Source organism: Streptomyces sp. NPDC031132, from assembly GCF_055570595.1.
Map to the genome: position 1 here is coordinate 23,557 of NZ_JBVIGX010000001.1, position 25,294 is coordinate 48,850.

At 69.9% G+C, this 25,294-nt stretch carries 23 protein-coding genes; 21 read left to right on the forward strand and 2 right to left on the reverse strand.

Features of this window, described 5'->3' with window-relative positions; translation table 11 throughout:
* The first annotated feature begins 245 nt into the window (after positions 1 to 245).
* The 20 genes from typA (at position 246) to ACZ49B_RS00195 (ending at position 22,923) form a co-directional block, all read left to right on the forward strand.
* Positions 246 to 2,150 (forward strand): translational GTPase TypA, encoded by a 1,905-nt coding sequence (gene typA / locus ACZ49B_RS00100; RefSeq protein WP_468298908.1) that lies wholly within the window; start codon positions 246 to 248, stop codon positions 2,148 to 2,150.
* A gap of 426 nt (positions 2,151 to 2,576) precedes the next feature.
* On the forward strand, positions 2,577 to 4,199 hold the full coding sequence (locus tag ACZ49B_RS00105) for a peptide ABC transporter substrate-binding protein (protein WP_468298910.1): 1,623 nt from the start codon (positions 2,577 to 2,579) through the stop codon (positions 4,197 to 4,199).
* Between the two features lie 94 nt (positions 4,200 to 4,293).
* On the forward strand, positions 4,294 to 5,238 hold the full coding sequence (locus tag ACZ49B_RS00110) for an ABC transporter permease (protein WP_468298912.1): 945 nt from the start codon (positions 4,294 to 4,296) through the stop codon (positions 5,236 to 5,238).
* Entirely contained in the window at positions 5,231 to 6,193 is a 963-nt protein-coding gene (locus ACZ49B_RS00115) for an ABC transporter permease (protein WP_468298914.1), read from the forward strand. The genes ACZ49B_RS00110 and ACZ49B_RS00115 overlap by 8 nt, the downstream gene beginning before the upstream one ends.
* Positions 6,194 to 6,206: 13 nt before the next feature.
* Positions 6,207 to 7,262, forward strand: a complete 1,056-nt coding sequence (locus ACZ49B_RS00120; protein WP_468298916.1) for an ABC transporter ATP-binding protein — start codon at positions 6,207 to 6,209, stop codon at positions 7,260 to 7,262.
* A complete protein-coding gene (locus ACZ49B_RS00125; protein ID WP_468298918.1) occupies positions 7,255 to 8,301 on the forward strand; it encodes an ABC transporter ATP-binding protein in 1,047 nt (348 codons plus the stop codon). The genes ACZ49B_RS00120 and ACZ49B_RS00125 overlap by 8 nt, the downstream gene beginning before the upstream one ends.
* A 124-nt stretch (positions 8,302 to 8,425) precedes the next feature.
* Entirely contained in the window at positions 8,426 to 9,391 is a 966-nt protein-coding gene (locus ACZ49B_RS00130) for a GNAT family N-acetyltransferase (protein ID WP_468298920.1), read from the forward strand.
* Positions 9,392 to 9,497: 106 nt separating this feature from the next.
* A complete protein-coding gene (locus tag ACZ49B_RS00135) occupies positions 9,498 to 11,132 on the forward strand; it encodes a peptide ABC transporter substrate-binding protein (protein WP_468298922.1) in 1,635 nt (544 codons plus the stop codon).
* Positions 11,133 to 11,162: 30 nt separating this feature from the next.
* Positions 11,163 to 12,086 carry an ABC transporter permease gene (locus ACZ49B_RS00140; protein WP_053784538.1) on the forward strand — a complete coding sequence of 308 codons (924 nt, stop codon included), beginning with the start codon at positions 11,163 to 11,165 and terminating at the stop codon, positions 12,084 to 12,086.
* Positions 12,079 to 13,080: an ABC transporter permease gene (locus tag ACZ49B_RS00145; RefSeq protein WP_468298924.1), complete on the forward strand. Its 1,002-nt coding sequence runs from the start codon at positions 12,079 to 12,081 to the stop codon at positions 13,078 to 13,080. The genes ACZ49B_RS00140 and ACZ49B_RS00145 overlap by 8 nt, the downstream gene beginning before the upstream one ends.
* Before the next feature lie 11 nt (positions 13,081 to 13,091).
* The gene (locus ACZ49B_RS00150; protein WP_468298926.1) at positions 13,092 to 14,066 is read left to right on the forward strand and encodes an ABC transporter ATP-binding protein; all 975 of its coding nucleotides are present in this window, start codon (positions 13,092 to 13,094) and stop codon (positions 14,064 to 14,066) included.
* Positions 14,059 to 15,129 carry an ABC transporter ATP-binding protein gene (locus ACZ49B_RS00155; RefSeq protein ID WP_468298928.1) on the forward strand — a complete coding sequence of 357 codons (1,071 nt, stop codon included), beginning with the start codon at positions 14,059 to 14,061 and terminating at the stop codon, positions 15,127 to 15,129. Before ACZ49B_RS00150 ends, ACZ49B_RS00155 begins: the two co-directional genes overlap by 8 nt.
* Positions 15,130 to 15,495: 366 nt before the next feature.
* Positions 15,496 to 15,690, forward strand: coding sequence for a hypothetical protein (locus ACZ49B_RS00160; RefSeq protein WP_030291103.1), 195 nt, complete (start codon positions 15,496 to 15,498; stop codon positions 15,688 to 15,690).
* A 24-nt stretch (positions 15,691 to 15,714) separates the two neighbouring features.
* Complete coding sequence (gene mshB / locus ACZ49B_RS00165; RefSeq protein WP_468298931.1) at positions 15,715 to 16,641, forward strand: N-acetyl-1-D-myo-inositol-2-amino-2-deoxy-alpha-D-glucopyranoside deacetylase; 927 nt, start codon at positions 15,715 to 15,717, stop codon at positions 16,639 to 16,641.
* On the forward strand, positions 16,638 to 17,021 hold the full coding sequence (locus tag ACZ49B_RS00170) for a DUF6113 family protein (RefSeq protein WP_468298933.1): 384 nt from the start codon (positions 16,638 to 16,640) through the stop codon (positions 17,019 to 17,021). The genes mshB and ACZ49B_RS00170 overlap by 4 nt, the downstream gene beginning before the upstream one ends.
* A 206-nt stretch (positions 17,022 to 17,227) precedes the next feature.
* Complete coding sequence (locus ACZ49B_RS00175) at positions 17,228 to 19,204, forward strand: peptidoglycan binding domain-containing protein (RefSeq protein ID WP_468298935.1); 1,977 nt, start codon at positions 17,228 to 17,230, stop codon at positions 19,202 to 19,204.
* 185 nt (positions 19,205 to 19,389) lie between these two features.
* Positions 19,390 to 20,346 carry an ABC transporter ATP-binding protein gene (locus ACZ49B_RS00180; protein WP_468298937.1) on the forward strand — a complete coding sequence of 319 codons (957 nt, stop codon included), beginning with the start codon at positions 19,390 to 19,392 and terminating at the stop codon, positions 20,344 to 20,346.
* Entirely contained in the window at positions 20,346 to 21,101 is a 756-nt protein-coding gene (locus tag ACZ49B_RS00185; RefSeq protein ID WP_468298939.1) for an ABC transporter permease, read from the forward strand. Before ACZ49B_RS00180 ends, ACZ49B_RS00185 begins: the two co-directional genes overlap by 1 nt.
* A 50-nt stretch (positions 21,102 to 21,151) precedes the next feature.
* The gene (locus ACZ49B_RS00190) at positions 21,152 to 22,309 is read left to right on the forward strand and encodes a sensor histidine kinase (protein WP_468299821.1); all 1,158 of its coding nucleotides are present in this window, start codon (positions 21,152 to 21,154) and stop codon (positions 22,307 to 22,309) included.
* Complete coding sequence (locus ACZ49B_RS00195; protein WP_468298941.1) at positions 22,306 to 22,923, forward strand: response regulator; 618 nt, start codon at positions 22,306 to 22,308, stop codon at positions 22,921 to 22,923. Before ACZ49B_RS00190 ends, ACZ49B_RS00195 begins: the two co-directional genes overlap by 4 nt.
* 51 nt (positions 22,924 to 22,974) lie before the next feature.
* Here ACZ49B_RS00195 and ACZ49B_RS00200 read toward each other — a convergent pair whose 3' ends face one another.
* Positions 22,975 to 23,766: a transglutaminase family protein gene (locus tag ACZ49B_RS00200; protein WP_468298943.1), complete on the reverse strand. Its 792-nt coding sequence runs from the start codon at positions 23,764 to 23,766 to the stop codon at positions 22,975 to 22,977.
* Entirely contained in the window at positions 23,763 to 24,749 is a 987-nt protein-coding gene (locus ACZ49B_RS00205; RefSeq protein ID WP_468298945.1) for a GNAT family N-acetyltransferase, read from the reverse strand. The genes ACZ49B_RS00200 and ACZ49B_RS00205 overlap by 4 nt, the downstream gene beginning before the upstream one ends.
* A gap of 117 nt (positions 24,750 to 24,866) precedes the next feature.
* Here ACZ49B_RS00205 and fdxA point away from each other — a divergent pair, with 117 nt between their 5' ends.
* Positions 24,867 to 25,193 (forward strand): ferredoxin, encoded by a 327-nt coding sequence (gene fdxA / locus ACZ49B_RS00210; protein ID WP_030291119.1) that lies wholly within the window; start codon positions 24,867 to 24,869, stop codon positions 25,191 to 25,193.
* Positions 25,194 to 25,294 lie beyond the last annotated feature (101 nt).

Sequence of the window (25,294 nt, forward strand, 5' to 3'; positions counted from 1 at the left end):
AAGGTCGTGTCACACCCATTGACCACGCCTGTTGACCCGCAGCAAACGCGCAGGACCCAAGGCCGGGACACCCCACTCCACACCCGGTCCTTCTCAGTCGTCCGGCCTCTTGACAGACCCCCCGGCGAGCGGTTCCCGCCACGCGACGTACGATGGGGTAAGGCCGTGGCAGGTTTTCCGCCCGGTCGAGGCGCGCGTGCCGGACCGTACGCGACGCCATCCACGATCCCGGGAGAAGCGCCGAAGTGCCCACGCGCCACGACATCCGTAACGTCGCCATCGTCGCCCACGTCGACCATGGCAAGACGACCATCGTCGATGCCATGCTCAAGCAGGCCGGTGCCTTCGCCGCCCACCAGCACCTCGACGACCGCATGATGGACTCGAACGACCTGGAGCGTGAGAAGGGCATCACGATCCTCGCCAAGAACACGGCGGTGAAGTATCACCCCAAGGACGGCGGGGCCCCGATCACGATCAACATCATCGACACCCCCGGCCACGCCGACTTCGGTGGCGAGGTCGAGCGCGGTCTGTCGATGGTGGACGCCGTCGTTCTGCTGGTGGACGCCTCCGAGGGTCCGCTGCCCCAGACCCGCTTCGTCCTGCGCAAGGCCCTGCAGGCGAACATGCCGGTCATCCTCTGCATCAACAAGACGGACCGTCCGGACTCCCGGATCGACGAGGTCGTCAACGACACGTACGACCTCTTCCTGGACTTGGACGCCACCGAGGACCAGATCGAGTTCCCGATCGTCTACGCCTGCGGCCGTGACGGCGTCGCCTCGCTGACCAAGCCGGAGGACGGCACCGTCCCCGCGGACAGCGACAGCCTGGAGCCCTTCTTCTCCACCATCCTGGAGCACGTCCCCGCCCCGGTGTACGACGAGGAGGCCCCGCTCCAGGCCCACGTCACCAACCTGGACGCCGACAACTTCCTCGGCCGTATCGCGCTGCTCCGCGTCGAGCAGGGCGAGCTGCGCAAGGGCCAGACCGTCACGTGGATCAAGCGTGACGGCACTCAGTCGAACGTCCGCATCACCGAGCTGATGATGACCGAGGCGCTCACCCGCAAGCCGGCCGAGGTGGCGGGCCCGGGCGACATCTGCGCGGTCGCGGGTATCCCCGACATCATGATCGGCGAGACCCTGGCCGACCCGGAGAACCCGATCGCGCTCCCGCTGATCTCGGTCGACGAGCCGGCGATCTCCATGACCATCGGTACGAACACCTCCCCGATGGTCGGCCGTGGCGGCAGCGGCAAGGGCGCGGACGCGAAGTCCGCGGTCAAGGACCGCAAGGTCACCGCCCGCCAGGTCAAGGACCGCCTCGACCGCGAGCTGGTCGGCAACGTCTCGCTGCGCGTCCTCGACACGGAGCGTCCCGACGCCTGGGAGGTCCAGGGCCGTGGTGAGCTCGCGCTCGCCATCTTGGTCGAGCAGATGCGCCGCGAGGGCTTCGAGCTGACCATCGGCAAGCCGCAGGTGGTCACGCAGGTGATCGACGGCAAGATCCACGAGCCGGTCGAGCGCATGACGGTCGACGTGCCCGAGGAGCACATGGGCGCGGTCACGCAGCTCATGGGCATCCGCAAGGGCCGCATGGACAACATGTCGAACCACGGCTCCGGCTGGGTCCGCATGGAGTTCGTCGTCCCGTCGCGCGGCCTCATCGGCTTCCGTACGGAGTTCCTGACGAACACCCGCGGTACCGGTATCGCCCACTCGATCCACGAGGGCCACGAGCCGTGGTTCGGCACGCTGACCACCCGTAACAACGGTTCGCTGGTCGCGGACCGCGCGGGTTCGGTCACGCCGTTCGCGATGATCAACCTGCAGGAGCGCGGCGTCCTGTTCACCGACCCCGGCACCGAGGTGTACGAGGGCATGATCGTTGGCGAGAACTCGCGCTCCGACGACATGGACGTGAACATCACCAAGGAGAAGAAGCTCACCAACATGCGTGCGGCTTCCGCGGACAACACGGAGAACGTGGTTCCGCCGCGCAAGCTCTCCCTGGAGCAGTCCCTGGAGTTCTGCCGCGACGACGAGTGCGTCGAGGTGACCCCGGAGGCCGTCCGCATCCGCAAGGTCGTCCTGGACCAGAAGGAGCGCTCGCGCACCGCGTCGCGCGCCAAGTCCGGCAAGTAGTGCGGTAGTTCCCGTACGCCCCTAGGGCACCGTTCGAACGAGCAGCCCCTTCCCCACAGTTGTCTGTGGCGGGAGGGGCTGTTCGCATTTGTCAACCGGATTGATGCGTTCTGGTGTCCGCATTCCGACCGTGACACTCCGGAAGATGAGCTAACCGTCCGTTTCGCACGTGTCTGTCTCCTATCCGTTTGTCCGGATTTCGGGTTTTCGCCGGGTGGTGATGTTGTGAAAACGAGACCACTTAAGTGTGGTTTACGGTCTGGCAGTCCCTGAGGATGGCTCCATTGAGCTCGGGTCAATGGGTCACACGCTGTGGGGAGCGTCGACTCACGAGCACACACGACGGGGCCGGATTTCGCTGTCAGGGGTGTCAGCGAGGCCGGGTCCCTCACGTATCGACAGTGACTCCTGAGGAGGCAATTACCCATGCGCGGAGCAACGAGCGCCAAGTGGGTCGTGGGTGCCGTCATCGTGGCGATGGCAGCCACGGCATGCAGCACCAGCAAGGACAGCGACGCCAAGGCGGCCGGTGGCAGCATCACCGTTGGGCTCGGCGAGCCGCAGCACGGTCTGGTGGGTCAGAACACCGCCGAGTCCGAGGGTGCGCAGGTCCTCAACGCGATCTTCGTCGGCCTGGTCAAGTACGACCCGAAGACCAGCGAGCCCAAGCTCGCGGTCGCCGAGTCGATCGAGACCACGGACTCGAAGACCTGGACCATCAAGATCAAGGACGGCTACACCTTCCACAACGGCGAGAAGGTCGACGCAGCGTCGTTCGTCCGCGCCTGGAACTGGGGTGCCAACCAGGACAACGCCGCCGAGGGCCTGCCCTTCTACGCGAAGATCGACGGCTCCGACGAACTGGCTCCGGGCAAGGACAAGAAGCCCACGGCCACGGAGCTCAAGGGCCTGAAGGTCGTCGACGAGAAGACCTTCACCGTCACCCTGAAGGACCCGTTCTCCCAGTTCAAGACGATGCTGGGCTACAACGCCTTCTACCCGCTGCCCAAGGCGTTCGAGGCCGACCCGAAGAAGTTCGGCGAGAACCCGATCGGCAACGGCCCCTTCCAGATGGACGGCGCCTGGGAGCACAACAAGCAGATCAAGATCAAGCGCTACGACAAGTTCCCGGCCGACGGCCGTGCGAAGCTCGCGGGCGTCAACTTCAAGATCTACGACAACCTCGACACGCAGTACAACGACCTGCGCGCCGACACGCTCCAGATCGTCAACAAGCTCCCCGTCTCGGCGATGTCCTCCGTCTCCCAGGAGTTCGGCGACCGCTACATCTACAAGCCCGAGTCGGGCGTGGGCTACATCGGTCTCCCGATCTCCACCAACCCGGAGGCCTTCGGCAAGCCGGAGATCCGCAAGGCCATCTCCATGGCCATCGACCGGGACGCCATCGGCAAGACCATCTTCAACGGCACCCGCAAGCCGGCCGATGACTTCATCAGCCCGATCGTCCCCGGCTACCGCAAGGGCGCGCTCGGCGACGCGGGCACGTACGACCCGGCCAAGGCCAAGGAGCTCTTCCAGACGGCCGGCGGCATCCCCGGCAACAAGATCGAGCTCGGCTACAACGCCGACGGCGGCCACAAGGAGTGGATCGAGGCCGTCGCGAACCAGCTGAAGGCGAACCTCGGCCTCGAGGTCACCACCAAGCCGTTCGCCAAGTTCGGCGAGATGCTGGACGACCTCCAGGCGAAGAAGTACAAGGGCGCCTTCCGCATGGCGTGGCAGATGGACTACCCGGCCGCGGAGAACTACCTCCGTCCGATCTTCTCGAAGGTCGCGATCGAGAACGGCTCCAACTACGGCGGTTACGTCAACGAGGACTTCGAGAAGCTGATGGACCAGGCCGACAAGGCCCCCGACGCTGCCACGGGTCTCAAGCTGTACCAGCAGGCCGACGACATCCTCCTCAAGGAGCTGCCGTACATCCCGGTCTACACGTACATGTCTTCTTCGGCCTACTCCAAGACCGTGAAGAACGTCGAGGTCGACGCGCAGGGTCGTATCGACCTGCCGAACGTCGAGCTCAACTAATACCCCTCTTCACTTAGGGGACACCGGGGGCGGGCAGGCGGAATCAGGTTTCCGCCTGCCTGCCCTTTCCCCCTGTTCTTCCGCTGGAGGTCTGATGGGCCGCTACCTCATCCGCCGACTCATACAGGCGATCCCTGTACTGATCGGTGCCACGTTCCTGATCTACTGGCTGTCCTTCAAGCTCCCCGGTGACCCGATTCAGGCACTGGCCGGAGAGAAGAAGGCAGACCCGGTCGTCGCCGCGATGCTTCGCGAGAAGTACCACCTCGACGACTCCTTCCTGTCGCAGTACTGGAATTACATTTCCAACCTGATCCAGGGGAACTTCGGAGAGACCCTGACCGGACGATCCGTCTGGGACAAGATCACCGAGTCCTTCCCGTACACGATGAACCTCGCGATCGTGGCCTTCGTGATCGAGGCCGTCGTCGGCGTCTTCGCGGGCATCATGGCCGCCCTGCGCCGGGGCAAGTTCCTCGACCAGCTCGTCCTGCTCTCGACGCTGATGGTCATCTCCATCCCGGTCTTCGTCAGTGGCTTCATCCTCCAGCTGACGCTCGGCGTGCAGCTGAAGAACAGCTGGGGCATCGACTTCTTCCCCGTCTCCTTCAACGAGAACGACGGCATCCGCGCCTATCTCCTCCCGGCGCTCGTGCTCGCCTCGACCTCGCTGGCGTACGTGGCCCGACTCACCCGTACGAGCCTGATGGAGACGATGCGCGCCGACTACGTGCGCACCGCCACCGCGAAGGGCCTGCCGCGCCGCCGCGTCATCGGACGCCACGCGCTGCGCAATGCGCTGATCCCGATCGTCACCTTCCTCGGCGCCGACCTCGGCGGTCTGATGGGCGGCGCGGTCATCACGGAGAAGATCTTCAACATCCACGGGATCGGCGGCCTGCTGGCCGAGTCGGTCTACCGCAAGGAAGGCACCGTGATCGTGGGCGTCGTCTCGCTCCTGATCATCGTGTATCTCGTCGCCAACCTGATCGTGGACATGCTCTACGCCGTGCTCGACCCGAGGATCCGCTATGCGTGACACAACAACGGTGGGGGATGAGTTGACCGACACCCAGACCGCGGGCGCTCCCTCCACGAGCGGCCGGGCCACCAAGGACACCGGCAAGGCGCCGAAGGAGCGAGAGGCCAGCCTCTGGTCCGACGCCCTCGCCGACCTGCGCCGCAACCCGATCTTCCTGATCGGTGCCGCCCTGGTCCTCTTCCTGCTCCTGCTGGCCGCGGTGCCGCAGCTGTTCACCTCCGGCAGCCCCTTCGCCGCCAACGCCTGCCAGCTGGGCGACTCCCTGAAGACGCCGAGCGCCGACCACTGGTTCGGCTTCGACGTCCAGGGCTGCGACGTCTACACGCGAACCGTGTGGGCGGCCCGCAACTCGATCATCGTCGGCGTCGTGACCACCACCCTGGTCGTCGTCATCGGCGGTGCGCTCGGCATGCTGGCCGGCTGGGCCGGCGGGTTGACCGACAGCATCCTGTCCCGCTTCACCGAGATCTTCTTCGCCATCCCGCTGCTCCTCGGCGGCATGCTGATCATGTCGGGTCTCGGCAAGGGCAACGCCTGGACCGTGTCCGTCGTGATGGCCACGCTGGGCTGGCCGCAGATCTTCCGCATCATGCGGTCCTCGGTGCTGCAGAACAAGAACAACGACTACGTGGTTGCCGCCCGCGCCCTCGGCGCCGGCACGATGCGCATCACGGTGCGCCACATCCTGCCGAACGCCATCGCCCCCGTGATCGTGGTCGGAGCCATCAGCCTCGGTGTGTACATCGGTGCGGAGGCCGCCCTGTCGTACCTGGGCATCGGCGTCCAGCCGCCCGGCATCTCCTGGGGCCTGATGGTCAGCGACGCCTCCATCCGCTGGCTGCAGGCACCCCACGTGCTCCTCTTCCCGGCCGCCGCGCTGAGCATCACCGTGCTCGCGTTCATCATGGTCGGCGACGCGGTGCGCGACGCCCTCGACCCGAAGCTGCGCTGAGGAAGGGCGTACGTTGACCATCACCGAAAAGACCTCGAGCGTCCCCGGACCCCGGTCCGCCTCCGACGCGTCCCCCCTGCTCGAAGTGCGCGACCTGCACGTCGAGTTCCACACCCGCGACGGCATCGCCAAGGCCGTGAACGGCGTCTCGTACTCCGTCAACTCGGGCGAGACCCTCGCCGTCCTCGGCGAGTCCGGTTCGGGCAAGTCCGTGACGGCGCAGGCCATCATGGGCATCCTCGACATGCCCCCCGGCAAGATCCCGTCCGGCGAGATCCTCTTCCAGGGCACGGACCTGCTGAAGCTCCCGGCCGAGGACTTCCGCAAGATCCGTGGCCAGCGGATCGCCATGATCTTCCAGGACGCGCTCTCCTCGCTGAACCCGGTGCACACCGTCGGCGCCCAGCTCGGCGAGATGTTCCGCGTCCACCGCGGGATGTCCAAGAAGGACTCCACGGCCAAGGCCGTCGAGCTCATGGACCGCGTGAAGATCCCCGCCGCCAAGGCGCGCGTGGGCGACTACCCGCACCAGTTCTCCGGCGGTATGCGCCAGCGCATCATGATCGCCATGGCGATGGCTCTGGAGCCGGACCTGATCATCGCCGACGAGCCGACCACGGCTCTCGACGTGACGGTCCAGGCCCAGGTCATGGACCTGCTCGCGGAGCTCCAGCGCGAGATGAACATGGGCCTGATCCTGATCACCCACGACCTCGGCGTCGTCGCCGACGTCGCGGACAAGATCGCCGTCATGTACGGCGGCCGGATCGTCGAGAACGCCCCGGTCCACGAGATCTACAAGCGCCCGGCGCACCCGTACACCCGCGGCCTGCTGGACTCGATCCCGCGCCTGGACCAGAAGGGCCAGGAGCTCTACGCGATCAAGGGCCTGCCGCCCAACCTGCTCAAGATCCCCTCGGGCTGCGCCTTCAACCCGCGCTGCCCCAAGGCCCAGGACGCCTGCCGCACCGACGTGCCCGTCCTGCACCAGGTGACCGAGCGGGACGGCGCCGAGCTGCCCGGCCGCAGCAGCGCGTGCCACTTCTGGAAGGAGCAGATCCATGGCTGACCTGACCAAGCCCAAGGGCGAGCCGATCCTCCAGGTGCGCAACCTGGTCAAGCACTTCCCGCTGACCCAGGGAATCCTGTTCAAGAAGCAGGTCGGCGCGGTCAAGGCCGTCGACGGCATCTCCTTCGACCTCTACCGGGGCGAGACCCTCGGCATCGTCGGCGAGTCCGGCTGTGGCAAGTCCACCGTCGCCAAGCTGCTGATGAGCCTGGAGAAGGCCACCGCCGGCGAGGTCTTCTACAAGGGCCAGGACATCACCAAGCTGTCCGGCAAGGCCCTGAAGGCCGTCCGCCGCAACATCCAGATGGTGTTCCAGGACCCGTACACCTCGCTGAACCCGCGCATGACGGTCGGCGACATCATCGGGGAGCCCTTCGAGATCCACCCCGAGGTGGCTCCCAAGGGCGACCGGCGCCGCAAGGTCCAGGACCTCCTGGACGTCGTGGGCCTGAACCCGGAGTACATCAACCGGTACCCGCACCAGTTCTCCGGCGGCCAGCGCCAGCGCATCGGCATCGCCCGCGGCCTCGCGCTCAACCCGGAGATCATCATCTGCGACGAGCCGGTCTCCGCGCTCGACGTGTCGGTGCAGGCGCAGGTCATCAACCTGATGGAGAAGCTCCAGGACGAGTTCGACCTGTCCTACGTCTTCATCGCGCACGACCTCTCCATCGTCCGGCACATCTCGGACCGTGTGGGCGTCATGTACCTGGGCAAGATGGCCGAGATCGGCTCCGACGCCGCGATCTACGAGCACCCCACCCACCCGTACACGCAGGCCCTGCTGTCCGCCGTGCCCGTCCCGGACCCCGAGGTCCGCGAGGCCCGCGAGCGGATCATCCTCACCGGTGACGTCCCCTCGCCGGCCAACCCGCCGTCGGGCTGCCGCTTCCGCACCCGCTGCTGGAAGGCCGAGGAGCGCTGCACCACGGAGGAGCCGCTGCTGGCGATCCCGACGCGCTTCCAGGGCGTGAACACCCCGGCCGCGCACGAGTCGGCGTGCCACTTCGCGGAGGAGAAGGCCGTCCTGGCCGTCTGACCCGCACCGCCGTACGCAGTCAAGGGCGCCCGGACCGGATTCCTCCGGCCCGGGCGCCCTTTGCGTGCGGCGGCGCGCCGAAAGGGAGTTGCGGTCGTGCCGCGCCGGGGCCGACAGTGTCCGGATGCGCGAGACACCGTACGGCCACCGGGGCCGGAGCACGCTGACCGTACGGCCCGCAGGGCCCGGGGACGCGCCCGACATCTGCGCCCTGCTCAACGCCGTCGACGTTTTCGAGATCGGCAGACCGGAGACCGACCTCGGGACCGTCGAGGCCGATCTGCACCACCCCGAGGTCGATCTGGCGAAGGACTCCTGGCTGGCCTTCGAGGGCGGCCGGCTCGTCGCGTACGCCCTGGTGTGGACCGACTCCGGACCCGGCAGGGTCGACTGCGACCACTACGTCCTGCCCGGCCACCGCGAAGCCGCCGTCCGACTGCTGGAGCTGATGGAGATCCGGGCCCGCGAGCTCGCCGCCGGCGCGCAGGGGGCCGTCCTGCGGCTCCAGCTCAACGTGAAGCCCACCCTCGACGCCGATCTGCTGCCGGGCCGCGGCTACCGCACCGTACGCCGCTACCAGGTGATGACCCGCGCCCTCGCGCCGGCCGCCGACCTGCCTCCCGTCCCGCCCGAGGGGCTCGTCCTGCGCGACTGCGCCGCCGTCGAGGCCGACCGCCGCCGGGCCCACGCCCTGGTGGAGGCGACCTTCGCGGCCCACTTCGGCCATGCGGAGCGCCCGTACGAGGCATGGCTGGACCACCTCGACGCCCGCCGGCTCGACTGGTCGCTGGTCTGGATCGCGAGCCTGCCTGGCGAGGGCGACGTGGGCGTCCTGCTGACCCGCGACGACCGCACCAGCATGGGCTGGCTCAGCCACATCGGCGTCCGCGCGGACCAGCGGGGCCGCGGCATCGGCGGCTTCCTGCTGCGCCACGGCTTCGCCGCCTACGCGGCCCGCGGCCGGGACACCGTCGGCCTCGGCGTGGACGTCCACAACGAGACCGGCGCCCTCGCGCTCTACGAGGCACACGGCATGGGCCTGCACTACGCCGTCGACACCTGGGAGCTGCCTTTGCACCCGCAGGGGTGACAGGCGGGAGACGCGAGGGTGCAATCGGCCGAACCGGGAGTACTCGGGCGCCCACATAGGGTGACATGGGGCCCAAGTGAGTCTTGGGAGCCATAGGAGGCACTCCATGCGCGGAGCCACCCACGCCAAGTGGGCCGCATGTGCAGTGGCCGTCGCCCTCGTGGCGACGGCCTGCGGCGGCGGCAGCGACAGCGGCGGAGGCGGTGGCGGCGACACCGGAATCGTCAGCTCTTCGTGGGGTGACCCGCAGAACCCGCTGGAGCCGGCCAACACCAACGAGGTCCAGGGCGGCAAGGTCCTCGACATGCTCTTCCGCGGCCTCAAGCGGTACGACCCGAAGACCGGCGAGGCCAACAACATGCTCGCCGAGAAGATCGAGACCACCGACAGCCAGCACTTCACCGTCACGCTGAAGGACGGCTGGAAGTTCAGCAACGACGAGCCGGTCACCGCGCAGTCCTTCGTGGACGCCTGGAACTACGGCGCGGACGTGCGCAACAAGCAGAACAACGCGCCGTTCTTCTCCGACATCGTCGGCTACGCGGACGTCCACCCGGCGTCCGGCGAGCCCAAGGCCAAGACGATGTCAGGGCTGGTGGTCAAGGACGCCAAGACCTTCACGGTGGCCCTGAAGAACAAGTTCTCCACGTGGCCCGAGACCCTCGGCTACCAGGCCTTCTCCCCGCTGCCCAAGGCCTTCTTCAGCGATCACGCCGGCTGGCTGAACAAGCCGATCGGCAACGGCCCGTACACGGTGGACTCGTACACCAAGGGCACCGGCATGAAGCTGCGCACCTGGGCCGGCTACCCGGGCGAGGACAAGGCGCAGAACGGCGGAGTCGACCTCAAGGTCTACACCGACAACAACACCGCCTACACGGACCTGATCTCCGGCAACCTCGACCTCGTCGACGACGTCCCCGCGCAGCAGCTGAAGAACGTCAAGAACGACCTCGGCGACCGGTACATCAACCAGCCGGCCCTCATCATCCAGACCCTCACCTTCCCGCTGTACGACCCGCAGTGGAGCAAGGAGGGCATGGAGAACGTCCGCCGCGGCATCTCCATGGCGATCAACCGCGACGAGATCACCAAGCAGATCTTCCGCGAGACCCGCACCCCGGCCAAGGACTGGACCTCCCCGGCCCTCGGCGAGAAGGGCGGCTTCAACGCCACGCTCTGCGGCGACGCCTGCAAGTACGACCCCGCCGCGGCCAAGAAGCTCATCCAGGACGCCGGCGGGCTCCCCGGCGGCAAGGTCACGCTGACGTCCAACGTGGACACCGGCTCGCACCGCGACTGGATGGACGCCGTCTGCAACAGCATCAACAACGCGCTCGGCGAGGGCCCGGTCTGCACGGTCAACCCCATCGGCACCTTCGCCGACTTCCGCAACCAGCAGAGCTCCTTCAAGCTGACCGGCCCCTTCCGCTCCGGCTGGCAGGCCGACTACCCGCTGATCCAGAACTTCCTCCAGCCGCTCTACTACACCGGCGCCTCCTCCAACTACGGGAAGTTCAGCAACCCGGACTTCGACAAGCTCGTCGACGAGGCCAACCAGGAGAGCGACGCCGCCAAGGCCATCACGAAGTTCCAGGACGCCGAGAAGATCCTCGCCGCGCAGATGCCGTCCATCCCGCTCTGGTACCAGAACGGCAGCGCCGGCTACGCCGAGCGGCTCACGGACGTGGCGCTCAACCAGTTCAGCGTCCCCGTCTACAACGAGATCAAGGTCAGCTGACCCTCCGTCGGATCGATCCTGGAGCAGTCCATGGGACGTTATGTGATCCGGCGGCTGCTCCAGATGATCCCGGTGTTCATCGGCAGTACGTTCCTGATCTTCTTCATGGTGTACGCGCTCGGCGACCCGGTCGCGGCCCTGTTCGGCGACAAGGCGCCCGACCCCGCCACCGCCGCGCGCATCCGCAAGGACCTCTACCTCGACCGTCCGCTGTGGGAGCAGTACCTCCACTACATGGGCCAGATCTTCCAGGGCGACTTCGGCACGGCCTTCAACGGCCAGCCCGTCACCGAGCTGATGGCCTCCGCCTTCCCCGTCACCCTGCGCCTGACCATCGTCGCGATCGTCATCGAGATCGTCGTCGGCATCACCCTCGGCGTGATCAGCGGCCTACGCCGCGGCAAGTCCGTCGACACCACCGTGCTGGTCCTCACCCTCGTCGTCATCTCCGTGCCGACGTTCGTGACGGGCTATCTGCTCCAGTACCTCTTCGGCGTCCAATGGGGCTGGGTCCGGCCCACCGTCTCCCCGGACGCCCCCTTCAACCAGCTGATCCTGCCCGGCATCGTGCTCGCGCTGGTCTCCCTCGCCTACGTCACCCGGCTCTCGCGCACCTCCATCGCCGAGAACGTCAAGGCCGACTACGTGCGCACCGCCGTCGCCAAGGGCCTGCCGCGCCGCCGCGTCGTCACCCGCCACCTGCTGCGCAACTCGCTCATCCCCGTCGTCACCTTCATCGGCACCGACATCGGCGCCCTGATGGGCGGCGCCATCGTCACCGAGCGGATCTTCAACATCCACGGCGTCGGATACCAGCTCTACCAGGGCATCCTGCGCAACAACTCCCCGACGGTCGTCGGCTTCGTGACCATCCTCGTCATCGTCTTCCTGGTGGCGAACCTGCTCGTCGACCTGCTCTACGCGGTCCTGGACCCGAGGATTCGTTATGCCTGAGCGCAACGAGCCCGTCTTCGACCCGCTCCAGCCGGCGGACGGGGAGGCCATCGCGCCCACCGGCCTGGGCGGGCCCATAGACCTCGCGCTCGAGGAGGCCGAGAGCCTCGAGAAGAAGCTGGGCGACGCGCCCACCGGCCCGACCGAGAGGGCCCGCTCCCTGTGGTCCGACGCCTGGCACCAGCTGCGCCGCAACCCCGTCTTCGTCATCTCCTCGCTGATGATCCTTTTCCTCGTGGTCATCTCGATCTGGCCGCAGCTCATCGCCAGCGGCGACCCGCTGCAGTGCGACCTGTCCAAGTCCCAGCAGGGCTCCGCCCCCGGCCACCCCTTCGGCTACGACACCCAGGGCTGCGACGTCTACACCCGAACCGTCTACGGGGCCCGCGCCTCCATCACCGTCGGCGTCTGCGCCACCCTCGGCGCCGCCCTGCTCGGCTCGGTGCTCGGGGGGCTCGCCGGGTTCTTCGGCGGCTGGGGCGACGCGCTGCTCTCCCGGGTCGCGGACATCTTCTTCGGCATCCCCGTCGTCCTCGGCGGCCTGGTCTTCCTGTCCGTGGTCACCAGCACCACCGTCTGGCCGGTCGTCGGCTTCATCGTGCTGCTCGGCTGGCCGCAGATCGCCCGCATCGGCCGCGGCTCCGTCATCACCGCCAAACAGAACGACTACGTCCAGGCCGCCCGGGCCCTCGGCGCCGGCAACGGCCGGATGCTGCTGCGGCACGTCGCGCCCAACGCCGTCGCGCCCGTCATCGTCGTCGCCACCATCGCCCTGGGCACGTACATCGCCCTGGAGGCCACGCTGTCGTTCCTCGGCGTCGGCCTGCGCCCGCCCACCGTCTCCTGGGGCATCGACATCTCCAACGCGGCCTCGCAGATCCGCAACGCCCCGCACATGCTGCTCTATCCGGCGGGCGCGCTGAGCCTGACGGTGCTCGCGTTCATCATGCTCGGCGACGCGGTGCGCGACGCCCTCGACCCCAAGCTGCGCTGAGGAGTGGGCACATGCTGCTCGAAGTCCGCGACCTCCATGTGGAGTTCCGTACGCGGGACGGAGTCGCCAAGGCCGTCAACGGCGTCAACTACTCGGTGGACGAGGGCGAGACGCTCGCCGTGCTCGGCGAGTCCGGCTCGGGCAAGTCGGTGACCGCCCAGGCCGTGATGGGCATCCTGGACGTACCGCCGGGCCGGATCGCGGGCGGCGAGATCCTCTTCAAGGGCAAGAACCTGCTGAAGATGAAGGAGGAGGAGCGGCGGAAGATCCGCGGCGCCGGCATGGCGATGATCTTCCAGGACGCGCTGTCCTCCCTGAACCCGGTGCTCAGCGTGGGCGCCCAGCTGGGCGAGATGTACGAGGTCCACCGCGGGATGTCCCGCAAGGCCGCCAAGGCCAAGGCCGTCGAGCTGATGGACCGGGTGAAGATCCCGGGGGCGAAGGAGCGGGTGGGGGACTACCCTCACCAGTTCTCGGGCGGCATGCGCCAACGCATCATGATCGCGATGGCGTTGGCCCTGGAGCCCTCCCTGATCATCGCGGACGAGCCGACGACGGCACTGGACGTCACCGTCCAGGCCCAGGTGATGGACCTGCTGGCCGAGCTCCAGCGCGAGCTCAACATGGGGCTCATCCTCATCACCCACGACCTCGGCGTGGTCGCGGACGTGGCCGACAAGATCGCCGTCATGTACGCGGGCCGGATCGTCGAGGCCGCCCCCGTCCACGAGATCTACGCCGCACCCGCCCACCCCTATACGAGGGGTCTGCTCGACTCGATCCCGCGCCTGGACCAGAAGGGCCAGGAGCTCTACGCGATCAAGGGCCTGCCGCCGAACCTGCTGGCCATCCCGCCCGGCTGCGCCTTCAACCCGCGCTGCCCGATGGCGCAGGCGGTCTGCCGCACCGACGTCCCGCCGCTCGCGCAGGTGGGCCCGGACCGCGCGAGCGCGTGCTTCTTCTGGAAGGAGTGCCTCGGTGGCTGAGCCCATCCTGGAGGTCAGGGACCTCGTCAAGCACTACCCGCTGACCCAGGGCATCCTGTTCAAGAAGCAGGTCGGCGCCGTCAAGGCGGTCGACGGGGTCTCGTTCGGCCTCGCCCGGGGCGAAACCCTCGGCATCGTGGGCGAGTCGGGCTGCGGCAAGTCCACGGTCGCCAAGATGCTGGTCAACCTGGAACGCCCGACGGCCGGCGCGATCTCGTACAAGGGCGAGGACATCACCAAGCTGTCCGGCAAGGCGCTCAGAGCCGTCCGCCGCAACATCCAGATGGTGTTCCAGGACCCGTACACCTCGCTGAACCCCCGGATGACGGTCGGCGACATCATCGGGGAGCCGTACGACATCCACCCCGAGGTGGCCCCGAAGGGCGACCGGCGCCGCAAGGTCCAAGAGCTCCTCGACGTGGTCGGGCTGAACCCGGAGTACATCAACCGGTACCCGCACCAGTTCTCCGGCGGCCAGCGCCAGCGCATCGGCATCGCCCGCGGACTCGCCCTGCAGCCCGAGGTCATCGTGGCGGACGAGCCGGTCTCCGCGCTCGACGTCTCGGTCCAGGCCCAGGTCATCAACCTGCTGGACCGCCTCCAGAACGAGTTCGACCTGTCGTACGTGTTCATCGCCCACGACCTCTCGATCGTCCGGCACATCTCCGACCGGGTCGGCGTGATGTACCTGGGCCGGGTGGTGGAGATCGGCACCGACACCCAGATCTACGACCACCCCACCCACCCCTACACCCAGGCCCTGCTGTCGGCCGTGCCCGTCCCGGACCCGCAGGCGCGCGCCCACCGCGAGCGGATCATCCTGACCGGTGACGTGCCCTCCCCGGCCAACCCGCCCTCGGGCTGCCCCTTCCGCACCCGCTGCTGGAAGGCGCAGCAGCGCTGCACGGACGAGGTCCCGCTGCTGGCCGTCCCCGAGGTCTTCCCGTCCGGTCCGGCGGCCCACCCCTCGGCCTGCCACTTCGCGGCGGAGAAACAGGTCGTGCCGCCTTCCGGCGAGCTTCCCCCGCCTCCCGCCCCGCCGGCCCCGCAGGCGAAGGAATGACCGGCGCAGACCCGAAGGGCGAAATCCGGCCACCCCGCGCGGATTCGCTCCGTCAGGGCAGCTTTTCCGCCAACGTGGTTTACACGCAGGCAACTTGACCGTTTCTGTCCCGAGATCTGGGGCGTGCAGCCTGGGTCCCGTGCGGCCGTGCGGGTGCCGACAGTCGGCCGGGGAGGCGTACAGGCTCCCCGGCCGGCCTCCCCCGTGACCCTGCGCATGCACGGCGTGCGCCCCTCGTGCTGCCGGAATTCGATCGATGCGCTGGTACGGATAGTTATGATCCGTAGCGCACGGTGGGTATGACTCCGCCGAGCACTGAGTACGAGTACGCGTACCGATGTCCGCTCGACGTGGAGGTGAAACGCCGTGGCACTCTCGATCTCGGCCGTGGTGCTGCTGGCGATCGTCGTCTTCCTGTTGGTCCGCCGGTCGGGCCTGAAGGCGGGACACGCCGTCGTCTGTGTGCTCCTCGGGTTCTATCTGGCGAGTTCGACCATCGCGCCGACCCTCAGCCAGCTGACCACGAACGTGGCCAGCATGATCAGTGGGCTCAAGTTGTAGGCCGGTCCTCGTAGTCTTGCCCCCATGAACGGTCTTCCCGCCCGTCGGCTTCTCCTCGTGCACGCGCACCCGGACGACGAGTCGATCAACAACGGCGTCACCATGGCCAAGTACGCGGCCGAGGGTGCCCACGTCGCACTCGTGACCTGCACGCTCGGCGAGGAGGGCGAGGTCATCCCGCCCGAACTCGCCCACCTGGCGCCCGACCGCGACGACACCCTGGGCGCCCACCGCATCGGCGAGCTCGCCGCCGCCATGGCGGAACTCGGCGTCACCGACCACCGGTTCCTCGGCGGCCCCGGCCACTTCCGGGACTCCGGGATGATGGGCGCCGAGCAGAACCGCCGCCCCGGCTCCTTCTGGTCCGCCGACGTGGACGAGGCCGCCGCCCACCTGGTCGAGGTCATCCGCGAGGTCCGCCCGCAGGTGCTCGTCACCTACGACCCCGACGGCGGCTACGGGCATCCTGACCACATCCAGGCCCACCGGGTCGCCATGCGCGGCGCGGAGCTGGCCGCGGAGGCCACGTACCGCCGGGACCTCGGCGACCCGTGGGAGATCGAGAAGATCTACTGGAACCGGGTCCCGCGCTCCGTGGTCGAGGAGGGCTTCGCCCGGCTGGAGGCGGCCTGGGCGCACCCCCCGACGGTGGTCGGGGGGGAGGCCAAGGCGCCCTTCCCGGGGCTCGCTTCGCCGGACGACGTGCCCGGTGTCGTCGCGGACGAGCGGATCACCGCCGAGATCGGGGCCGACGAGGCGTTCGTGGCGGCCAAGGCGGCCGCGATGCGCGCCCACGCCACCCAGATCGCCGTGGAGGGGCCCGTCTTCGCCCTCTCCAACGACCTCGCGCAGCCGCTGTTCGCCCGCGAGTACTACGAACTGGTCGCGGGCCGGCCGGGCGCCCCGGCGGGCGAGCGCGAGCACGACCTGTTCGCGGGGGTGCAGGCATGACCGGAACCCTGACGCCCGCGCGGATCGCCCTCCTGCTCGGCCTGTTGGTGGCGGGAGTGCTGACCGGCATCGCCGGCTGGCTCGTCGTGGACCTGTGGTTCCCCGGCGGGCTGCTGCTGGGACTGCTGGCGCTCTTCGGGCTGTTCCTCGGCGGCCGGATCGCCGTCGGGACCGGGCTGGGGGTGGGCGCCGGCGTGATCGGCTGGTTCCTCGCGTACGTGCTGCTCGGCGCCCCGCGCCCCGAGGGGGACTTCCTGCTCAGTTCGTCCGGAATCGGTATGTACGCCTACCTTTTGGGCGGGACGGTGCTGGCTGTGATGTGCGCCACGCTGCGCGGCCCCTTCGAGGGACCGGTTTCGGCCGCGCAGTCCGGCAAGTGACGTGCCGTTGAACTCCGTCGAGGTGCGCGTTCACGGGGGTTGGGCCGGGACTTCCGGGCTGCTCGGACGGGCTCTGGAAGACCCGAAGGGGAACCCCTGATTCCCCTAGGACAGTTGCGCGAGGGCGACGGCCAGTATGGTGGTCGGGCCGCCGAGCTGCCCGCGCACGGTATGACGGGCGGCGGAGCCAACCGGGAGAACCTGCCTTGAGTCGTGAAACCGACAGTTCGTCCTCCGGGCCCCAGGGGCGCGGTGGAGCCGCTTACCCCTCGGGTACACCGCCGTACGGAACCGGCCAGTACCCGTCCTTGCCCGTGCCGTCCGGGCCCGGCGCGGCGACTGCCTCGGAGGAGAACTCTGTGACCTCGAACCCGTCCACGCCCGACACCGACGGGCCGAAGACAGAGACCACCCTGACGACCCGGATCCGGATCAACATCCCGGGTTCGCGGCCGATCCCGCCGGTGGTCGTACGCAAGCCCGTGGCGGCTGCCGCCGCGGAGCCGGAGCCCGAGGCCGAGGCCGCCGCCGCGCAGGCCGCGGCGGAGCCCGAGCCGGCCGCCGAGCCGGAGGAGCCGACCAGCAACTGGTTCGCCCCCCGCAAGCCGGCCGCCGCTGCGCCCGCGCCGGCTCCGGCCCCGGCGCTGCCGACCCGTACCCCGGCCGCGGCGGGCCCTGCGCCCGCGCTGCCGACCCGTACCCCGGCCCCGCCCGCCGGGGGAGCTCCGGGCGCTCCGGCGTCCGGCTTCGCCCCGGGCGCCCCCGGCCCCGCGGGTCCGCGTACGGGCGCCCCGGCCGGCCCCCGCTTCGACACCCCCGCCCAGGGCTTCGCCCAGCCGCCCGCTCCGGCCGGGCCCGGCTACGGACCCGGCGGCCCCGGTCCCGGCGGCCCCGGCCCCGGTCCCGGCGCGCCGCTCGCGGCCCGGCGGCCCGGCGGCCCCGGCGTCGGCACGCCCCCGGGCGTCCCCGGCTACGGCGACGGCGGCCCCGCCACGGAGCCGTTCCCCGCGTACGGCGGCCCGGCAGGCCCCGGCGGCCCCGGCGCCCCGGCGGGCCCCACCGGCGGCCCCGCGCTCGGCACCGTCCCGCTCGGCGCCCCCCAGGGCGGCGAGTCCCCCCGGTGGCCCGGACCCGAGCTGGACGAACCGCTCCCGCCGATCCCGGCCCCGACTCCGGTCCCCGCCCCGGCACCGGCCGCCCCCGCGCGCCCGAAGCCGGCCAGTGCGACGCCGACCAAGATCAAGAAGGGCCGCTCCAAGCTGGTCCTCCTCGGCAGCGGGCTCATCGCCCTGCTCGGCGTGGCCTACGGCGCCGGGCTGCTCCTGAACCACTCCGACGTCCCCAAGGGCACCACCGTCCTCGGCGTCGACATCAGCGGCAGCCGCGACGAGGCCGTCGGCAAGCTCCAGACGGCCTTCGGCAACCGCGCCGCGGCCCCGCTCACGCTCACCGTCGGCGGCAAGCCGGTCGAGCTCAAGCCCGAGAAGGCCGGCCTGAGCCTGGACGCCCAGACCACCGTCCGCAACGCGGCGGGCAGCGACTACAACCCCGTCACGGTCATCGGCTCGCTCCTCGGCAACGAGCGCATCGCGGAACCCGTGATGCCGATCGACGAGGAGAAGCTCCAGGTCGCGCTCCAGGAGCTGGCCGGCACCGCCGGCACCGCCACCGAGGGCACCATCACGTTCGACACGGGCAAGGCCGTCGCCGTCCCCGGCAAGCCCGGCTCCACCCTGGACGCGGACGCCTCCGCGGAGCTGGTCAAGAAGGCCTTCCGCGACATGGTCGCCACCGGGAAGTCGGCCCCGGTCGAACTCCCGGTCGTCGCCAAGAACCCGGTCGTCGACCAGGTCGAACTGAACCGGGCCATGAAGGAGTTCGCGGAGCCCGCGATGTCCGCCCCCGCCACGGTCAAGGCCGGCACCAAGTCCATCCCCTTCGGCGCCAAGTCCCTGCCCAAGATCCTCAGCATGCAGGTCGTGGACGGGCACCTGGTCGAGAAGTACGACCTGGAAGCGCTCAAGGCGACGTACGGCAACACCTTCGAAGGCGTCCTGATCACGCGCGGCACGGGCGAGAAGACCGCGGTCACCCCGCAGGACGTCGCCGGCGCGCTCGGCACGGCCCTGCGCGGCAAGACCACGGCCGAGCGGACCGCCACCATCAACACCAACCCCAACTAGGCCGTCTGGCAGCCGGGCTGCACACGAGCCCCCGTCCGACCCCGGGCGGGGGCTCCGCCATGTCCGCCGCCGGCCCCGCCGCCGGGCGCGGCCGGGCCGTCATGCCGACCGCATGACATCTGTCATCCACTGCTCACGACCGCAGACACTGCCGCGCGCACCCCCGTACGGGGGAATCTTCCGTCATGACGACGACGACCCCGGCGCACACCACCGCCGCCCAGGACACCGGACCCGGCGCCGGCCCCGTGGTGGCCTTCCACGACGTGACCAAGAACTACGGCGCGGTCCGCGCGGTCGACGGCCTCTCCCTCGAACTCCACCCCGGCGAGACCGTCGCACTGCTCGGCCCGAACGGCGCCGGCAAGTCCTCCACCCTCGACCTGCTGCTGGGCCTGCGCCCCGCAGACTCCGGCACCGTCCGCCTCTTCGGCACCACCCCGCGCGAGGCCATCGCAGCCGGCCGGGTCGGCGCGATGCTGCAGAGCGGCGGCCTGATGGAGGACGTGACCGTACGGGAGATCGTCGCCCTCGGCTGCGCCCTGCACCCCCGCCGCTACCCGGTCGAGGAGGTGCTCAGCCGCGCCGGGATCACCGAGATCGCCGACCGCATGGTCAACAAGCTCTCCGGCGGCCAGGAGCAGCGCGTCCGCTTCGCCCTCGCCACCGCGGGACACAACGACCTGATCGTCCTCGACGAGCCGACCACCGGCATGGACGTCACCTCCCGCCAGGCCTTCTGGGCCACGATGCGCGAGCAGGCCGCCCAGGGCCGCACCGTCCTCTTCGCCACCCACTACCTGGAAGAGGCCGACGCGATCGCCGACCGGGTCCTGGTCCTCAACAAGGGCCGGCTGCTCGCCGACGGCACCGCCGCCGAGATCAAAGCCAAGGCCGGCGCCCGCCGGATCGCCTTCGACCTCGCCGCGGACGCCCCGGTGGACGAGGCTGCGCTGCGCGCCCTGCCCCACCTGACGGCCTACGAGCGCCACGGCGACACGGTCAGGCTCCAGTCGCGCGACGCCGACGCCACCGTCCACGCCGTCTACGCCCTGGGGCTCTACCCCCGCAACCTGGAAGTCGCCGGGCTGGGCCTGGAACAGGCCTTCATCGCCCTCACCGAGGCCGAGGAGGCCAAGTAATGCCGACCACCGGAACGCTCCAGCTCATACGGCTCGAGATCGGCCGCGCCCTGCGCAACAAGAAGTACCTGTTCTTCACCGTCCTCTACCCGGCCGCGCTGTTCCTGATGCTCGGCGGCACCCTGGACGGCACGACGAAGGTCATGGGCACCGAACTGACCATGCCCGCCTTCTACATGGTCGCCATGGCCTCCTTCGGCGCCCTGACGGCCGTCCTGATGGGCAACAGCGAGCGCATCGCCAAGGAGCGCGAGAAGGGCTGGGTCCGCCAGCTGCGGCTGACCGCCCTGCCCGGCCGCGGCTACGTCCTCGGCAAGACCGCCAGCGCCGGCGTGCTCTCCCTGCCCGCCATCCTCGTCGTGTTCGCGGTCGCCGCGGGCGTCAAGGGCGTCCGCTTCGACGCCTGGCAGTGGCTCGCCCTCACCGGCTCCATCTGGGCCGGCAGCCTGGTCTTCGCCGCCCTCGGCGTGGCGATCGGCTACCTCGCGAGCGGCGACACCGTCCGCCCGATCACGATGCTGTTCTACTTCGGCCTGTCGATCCTCGGCGGCCTGTGGATGCCGACGGCCAACTTCCCGCAGTGGCTGCAGAACATCTGCGAGTGGCTGCCGACCCGGGCGTACGCGGGCCTCGGCCAGGCCATCGAGCTCGGGGGCGCACCGCACCTGAAGGACGTGGCGATCCTGGCGGTGTACTTCGTACTCTTCACCGGTGCCGCCGCCTGGCTGTACCGCAAGGACTCGCTGAAGGCATGACGGGTGTGACGAGCGTGACGGGTGCGACGGAACCGGGGACCGGGACCGGCATGACGGGGACGAAGGGCGGGCCCCGGATCGGGCTCCGCCCCGAGAACCGCCGGCAGAAGATCGTGAAGTCGCTGTGGATCAGCGTCTGGCTGTTCTACCTCAGCGCCCCCGTCACCGACCTGATCAGCGGCGGACACAGCCTCGGGGCCCGGCTGCTCGGCGGCCTGGGCCTCGTGACCTTCGTCGCCTGGTACCTGGTCCTGGTCTTCCGTACCGCCCGGCAGGACGAGGTGCGGCGCGTGCTGCTCTCGGTGGCGGTCCTCTCCGCGCAGGCCACGATCCTGTCGCTGGCCCTGGGCCGCGAATGGCTCGTCCTCTTCGTGTACGTGGCGATCGCCTCCGGCGCCGCCCTGCCGGGGGAGATCTCCCGCTTCACGGTGCCCGGCGCCACCGCCCTGCTCGCGCTGACCGCCTTCGCGGTGCCGGGCGGCGACGCCTACCTGGCCGGACTGCTGATCCCGGCCCTGATGGGCGGGTTCGCGATGGTCGGCATCCGCGCGATGATCCGGACGACGATAGAGCTGCGCGAGGCCCGGGCCACGGTGGCGCAGCTCGCGGCGAACGAGGAACGCCTGAGGATGGCCCGGGACCTGCACGACCTCCTGGGCCACTCGCTGTCCCTGATCACGCTCAAGAGCGAGCTGGCGGGGCGGATGCTGCCGGCGAATCCCGAGCAGGCGGCCCAGCAGGTGGCCGACATCGAGCAGGTCAGCAGGCAGGCGCTGGTCGACGTACGGGAGGCCGTGAGCGGCTACCGGAGGGCGACCCTGCCGGGCGAACTCGCCGGCGCGCGCACCGCACTGACCGCGGCGGGTGTCCTGGCGGACCTCCCGGCGGAGCCGGTGGAGGACCTTCCCGAGGAGGTGGAGTCGGCACTGGCCTGGTCGCTGCGGGAAGCCGTGACGAACGTGGTCCGGCACAGCGGTGCGCAGCGGTGCACGGTCCGGCTGCAGACCCTCCAGACCCTGGCAGGACCGGTGGTGGAGCTGTCGGTCGCGGACGACGGCGCGGGTGGCCCCTCGGTCGCGGGCAACGGCCTGACGGGCCTGACGGAACGCCTCGAGGCGGTCGGCGGCACGCTGTCGGCCGGCCCGACCGGCAAGAAGGGCTTCCGCCTGCTGGCCCGCGTCCCCCTGGCCCTAGGATCGGGATCATGAGCCGACGCCCCATCCGGATCCTCCTGGCGGAGGACCAGTCCATGGTCCGGGAAGCCCTCGCGGCCCTCCTCGGACTGGAGCCCGACATCGAGGTGCTGGCCCAGGTCGCCCGCGGCGACGAGGTGGTGACGGCCGCCCGGGCGCACGACGTGAACGTCGCGCTGCTCGACATCGAGATGCCGGGCATGACGGGCATCGAGGCGGCGGCGGCCCTGCGGACCGAGGTCCCGGACCTCAAGATCGTCGTCCTGACGACCTTCGGCCGCCCCGGCTACCTGCGCGGCGCGATGGAGGCGGGGGCCTCGGCGTTCCTGGTCAAGGACGCCCCGGCCGCGCAGCTGGCGGAGGCGGTGCGCAAGGTCCTGGCGGGCGAGCGCGTCATCGACCCCACCCTGGCGGCGGCGGCCCTGGCGGAGGGCGCGAACCCGCTGACCGACCGGGAACGGGAGGTCCTGCGCGCCGCCGAGGACGGTGCGACGAACGCCGAACTGGCGGCCCGGTTGCACCTGTCCCAGGGCACGGTCCGCAACTACCTCTCGACGGCGATCCAGAAGCTGGCGTCCCGCAACCGCGCGGAAGCGATCCGCACGGCCCGGGAAAAGGGCTGGCTGTAGCCGGTTCGGCCCCGCCGGCACCCTCCAGCCCCGCCGGCGTCCGAGCCCGGGTCAGTTCAGCAGCGCCCTGGCGGACAGGGCCTCCGAGCGGATCCGGGCCGCGGCCGGCGAATCGATGGCGTCGACGATCACCGCGTACGCCTCCAGCTCCGCCGCGCCGGAGGCGAACTCACCCCGCTCGACCAGCAGCTTGGCCCGCTCGTACCGCAACGACGCCGGATGCGACGGCAGCAGCAGCGACAGCTCCAGCGCCCACAGCGCCACCCTCGACTGCTCGGGCCGGGCCGAGGCCCACGCCCTGATGTTGTTCAGGATCCGCAGGACGATGTCCCGCGTCCGGGCCGGCGTCCGCGGCCCCTCGGCCAGCTCCGCAGGACCGGCGCCCAGCGAGGCGCCCCCGGCGAACGGGTCCACCACCAGCCCCTCCTCCGGATCCCCGAACCCCACCACGAAGTGCCCCGGCAGCCCCAGCCCGTACACCGGCGCACCCGCCCGCCGCGCGACCTCCAGCCAGACGACGGACAGGAGGATCGGCAGGCCCCGGCGCCGCCGCAGCACCTCGTGCAGCAGCGAGGACGACAGCCGGTCGTAGTCCGCGGGAGTGCCGTGGAAGCCCATCCGGCCGCCCAGCAGCTCGGTGACCGCCGAGGCCCACGCCTTCCCGCCGTGCAGTCCGTACGGCAGCATCCCCGCCAGCCGGTCCAGCTCGATCTGCGCCCAGTCCATGGCCCGTTCGTCCAGCTCCGGGTCCGCCTCCGCGGCGAGCAGCAGGCACAGCAGCGCCAGGTCGGGCCGCTCCGAGCGGGCCTCCTCGGCGAACCGCTCCCGGGATTCCGCGCTCATCGCGCCGCCCGGAAGTGGTGGTACGCGTGGTGCGTCGCGAAGCCCAGGCCGTCGTACAGCGCCCGCGCCCCCGCGTTGTCGGCCTCCACCTGCAGCCACGCCGCCGACGCGCCCTCCTCCAGCGCCTGCCGCGCCAGGACCGCCATCACCGCCGTGCCCAGGCCCGAGCGCCGGTGCTCCGGATCGACCTCGACCGCCGCGAAGCCGGCCCACCGGCCGTCCACCACCAGCCGCCCTATCGCCCGTCCGGGCAGCGTCGCGAACCACACCGACGGCCCCGCGACGAGCACCTGCCGGGCCACCTCCGGGTCCTTGACCCGCCCGTACCGCCCGAGCCACTCCTCGTCCGGGGCGCGGGACAGCCGTACCTCCGGGGCGGTGGCGGCGGTGTCCACGTCCGCGATCGGCGCCAGCGCCGCGATCCGGACCTCCGCCGACACCTCGTTCACCCAGCCCCGGCGCTCCAGCTCCGCGCCCAGCAGCTCCTGGGTGCCAGCCGCCCCCGTCGCCGTCTGCACGTACGCCGGAAGCTCACGTTCCGCGTACCAGGACGTCACTCGCGCGAGTGCTTCGTCCAGCGGGACCCCCGGGTCGCCGAGCGGCAGCACGGAATTGGCGCGCCGGGTGAACCCGCCGGCCGCCCGCAGCGTCCACTCACCCAGCGGCTCGCTCTCCAGCGGCTGCCAGGCCCGCGCCCCGATCCGCGCCAGCTCCTCGAAAGAGGCCGCGGGACCCCGCCGCCGGGCCGGGGCCGGGGGCACGATCTTGCCCGCCACCAGCGCTGATTCCGCGATGTGGACGGACTCGCCGCTCTTTCGTGTGATCGTCAGCACACCCTGGTTCCAGGATGTGAGAACTCCTACCGTGTCGGTGAACGACGGTGACCCGCTCGAGCCACTCTCCACCCGTCGTACAGAGACACGTTTACCCACGTCAGCCGGGGTAATACGGATCTCCAGCAGCCCACCGGCAGTGATTTCCACAGCTCTGTCCGCCCCTCCTGTTCGGATCGTGCCCGGGAACGGAGATACTAGGCGTGGGCATCGACGACGCCGCGCTCCCGCGCGATATGGAAAGCCCTACCGAGGAGGAACGAGAGCGTGACCTACGTCATCGCGGAGCCTTGTGTCGACGTCAAGGACAAGGCATGCATCGAAGAGTGCCCCGTCGACTGCATCTACGAGGGCCAGCGGTCCTTGTACATCCACCCGGACGAGTGCGTCGACTGTGGTGCGTGTGAGCCGGTCTGCCCGGTCGAGGCCATCTTCTACGAGGACGACACTCCGGAAGAGTGGAAGGACTACTACAAGGCGAACGTCGAGTTCTTCGACGAGCTCGGTTCGCCCGGTGGTGCCTCCAAGCTGGGCCTGATCGAGCGCGATCACCCCTTCATCGCCGCGCTGCCGCCCATGGGCGAAGGCCACTGACGGCCACTGCCCCACACGGCAGAACGCGTGCTTCGGTCCCGTACGGCCCCCGTGCCGCGCGGGACCGAGTCGTTTGCCCGTACGTCCAGCACGTCCAGCAC

Bases quoted from the DNA above. Each gene is read 5' to 3' on its own strand.
- ACZ49B_RS00150 (WP_468298926.1), top strand. From the start codon at position 13,092: ATGCTGCTCGAAGTCCGCGACCTCCATGTGGAGTTCCGTACGCGGGAC.
- ACZ49B_RS00170 (WP_468298933.1), top strand. From the start codon at position 16,638: ATGACCGGAACCCTGACGCCCGCGCGGATCGCCCTCCTGCTCGGCCTG.
- ACZ49B_RS00130 (WP_468298920.1), top strand. From the start codon at position 8,426: ATGCGCGAGACACCGTACGGCCACCGGGGCCGGAGCACGCTGACCGTA.
- ACZ49B_RS00185 (WP_468298939.1), top strand. From the start codon at position 20,346: ATGCCGACCACCGGAACGCTCCAGCTCATACGGCTCGAGATCGGCCGC.
- ACZ49B_RS00200 (WP_468298943.1), bottom strand. From the start codon at position 23,766: ATGAGCGCGGAATCCCGGGAGCGGTTCGCCGAGGAGGCCCGCTCGGAG.
- ACZ49B_RS00145 (WP_468298924.1), top strand. From the start codon at position 12,079: ATGCCTGAGCGCAACGAGCCCGTCTTCGACCCGCTCCAGCCGGCGGAC.
- ACZ49B_RS00190 (WP_468299821.1), top strand. From the start codon at position 21,152: ATGACGGGGACGAAGGGCGGGCCCCGGATCGGGCTCCGCCCCGAGAAC.
- ACZ49B_RS00135 (WP_468298922.1), top strand. From the start codon at position 9,498: ATGCGCGGAGCCACCCACGCCAAGTGGGCCGCATGTGCAGTGGCCGTC.
- ACZ49B_RS00125 (WP_468298918.1), top strand. From the start codon at position 7,255: ATGGCTGACCTGACCAAGCCCAAGGGCGAGCCGATCCTCCAGGTGCGC.
- ACZ49B_RS00110 (WP_468298912.1), top strand. From the start codon at position 4,294: ATGGGCCGCTACCTCATCCGCCGACTCATACAGGCGATCCCTGTACTG.
- ACZ49B_RS00140 (WP_053784538.1), top strand. From the start codon at position 11,163: ATGGGACGTTATGTGATCCGGCGGCTGCTCCAGATGATCCCGGTGTTC.
- ACZ49B_RS00105 (WP_468298910.1), top strand. From the start codon at position 2,577: ATGCGCGGAGCAACGAGCGCCAAGTGGGTCGTGGGTGCCGTCATCGTG.
- ACZ49B_RS00115 (WP_468298914.1), top strand. From the start codon at position 5,231: ATGCGTGACACAACAACGGTGGGGGATGAGTTGACCGACACCCAGACC.
- ACZ49B_RS00180 (WP_468298937.1), top strand. From the start codon at position 19,390: ATGACGACGACGACCCCGGCGCACACCACCGCCGCCCAGGACACCGGA.
- mshB (WP_468298931.1), top strand. From the start codon at position 15,715: ATGAACGGTCTTCCCGCCCGTCGGCTTCTCCTCGTGCACGCGCACCCG.
- ACZ49B_RS00195 (WP_468298941.1), top strand. From the start codon at position 22,306: ATGAGCCGACGCCCCATCCGGATCCTCCTGGCGGAGGACCAGTCCATG.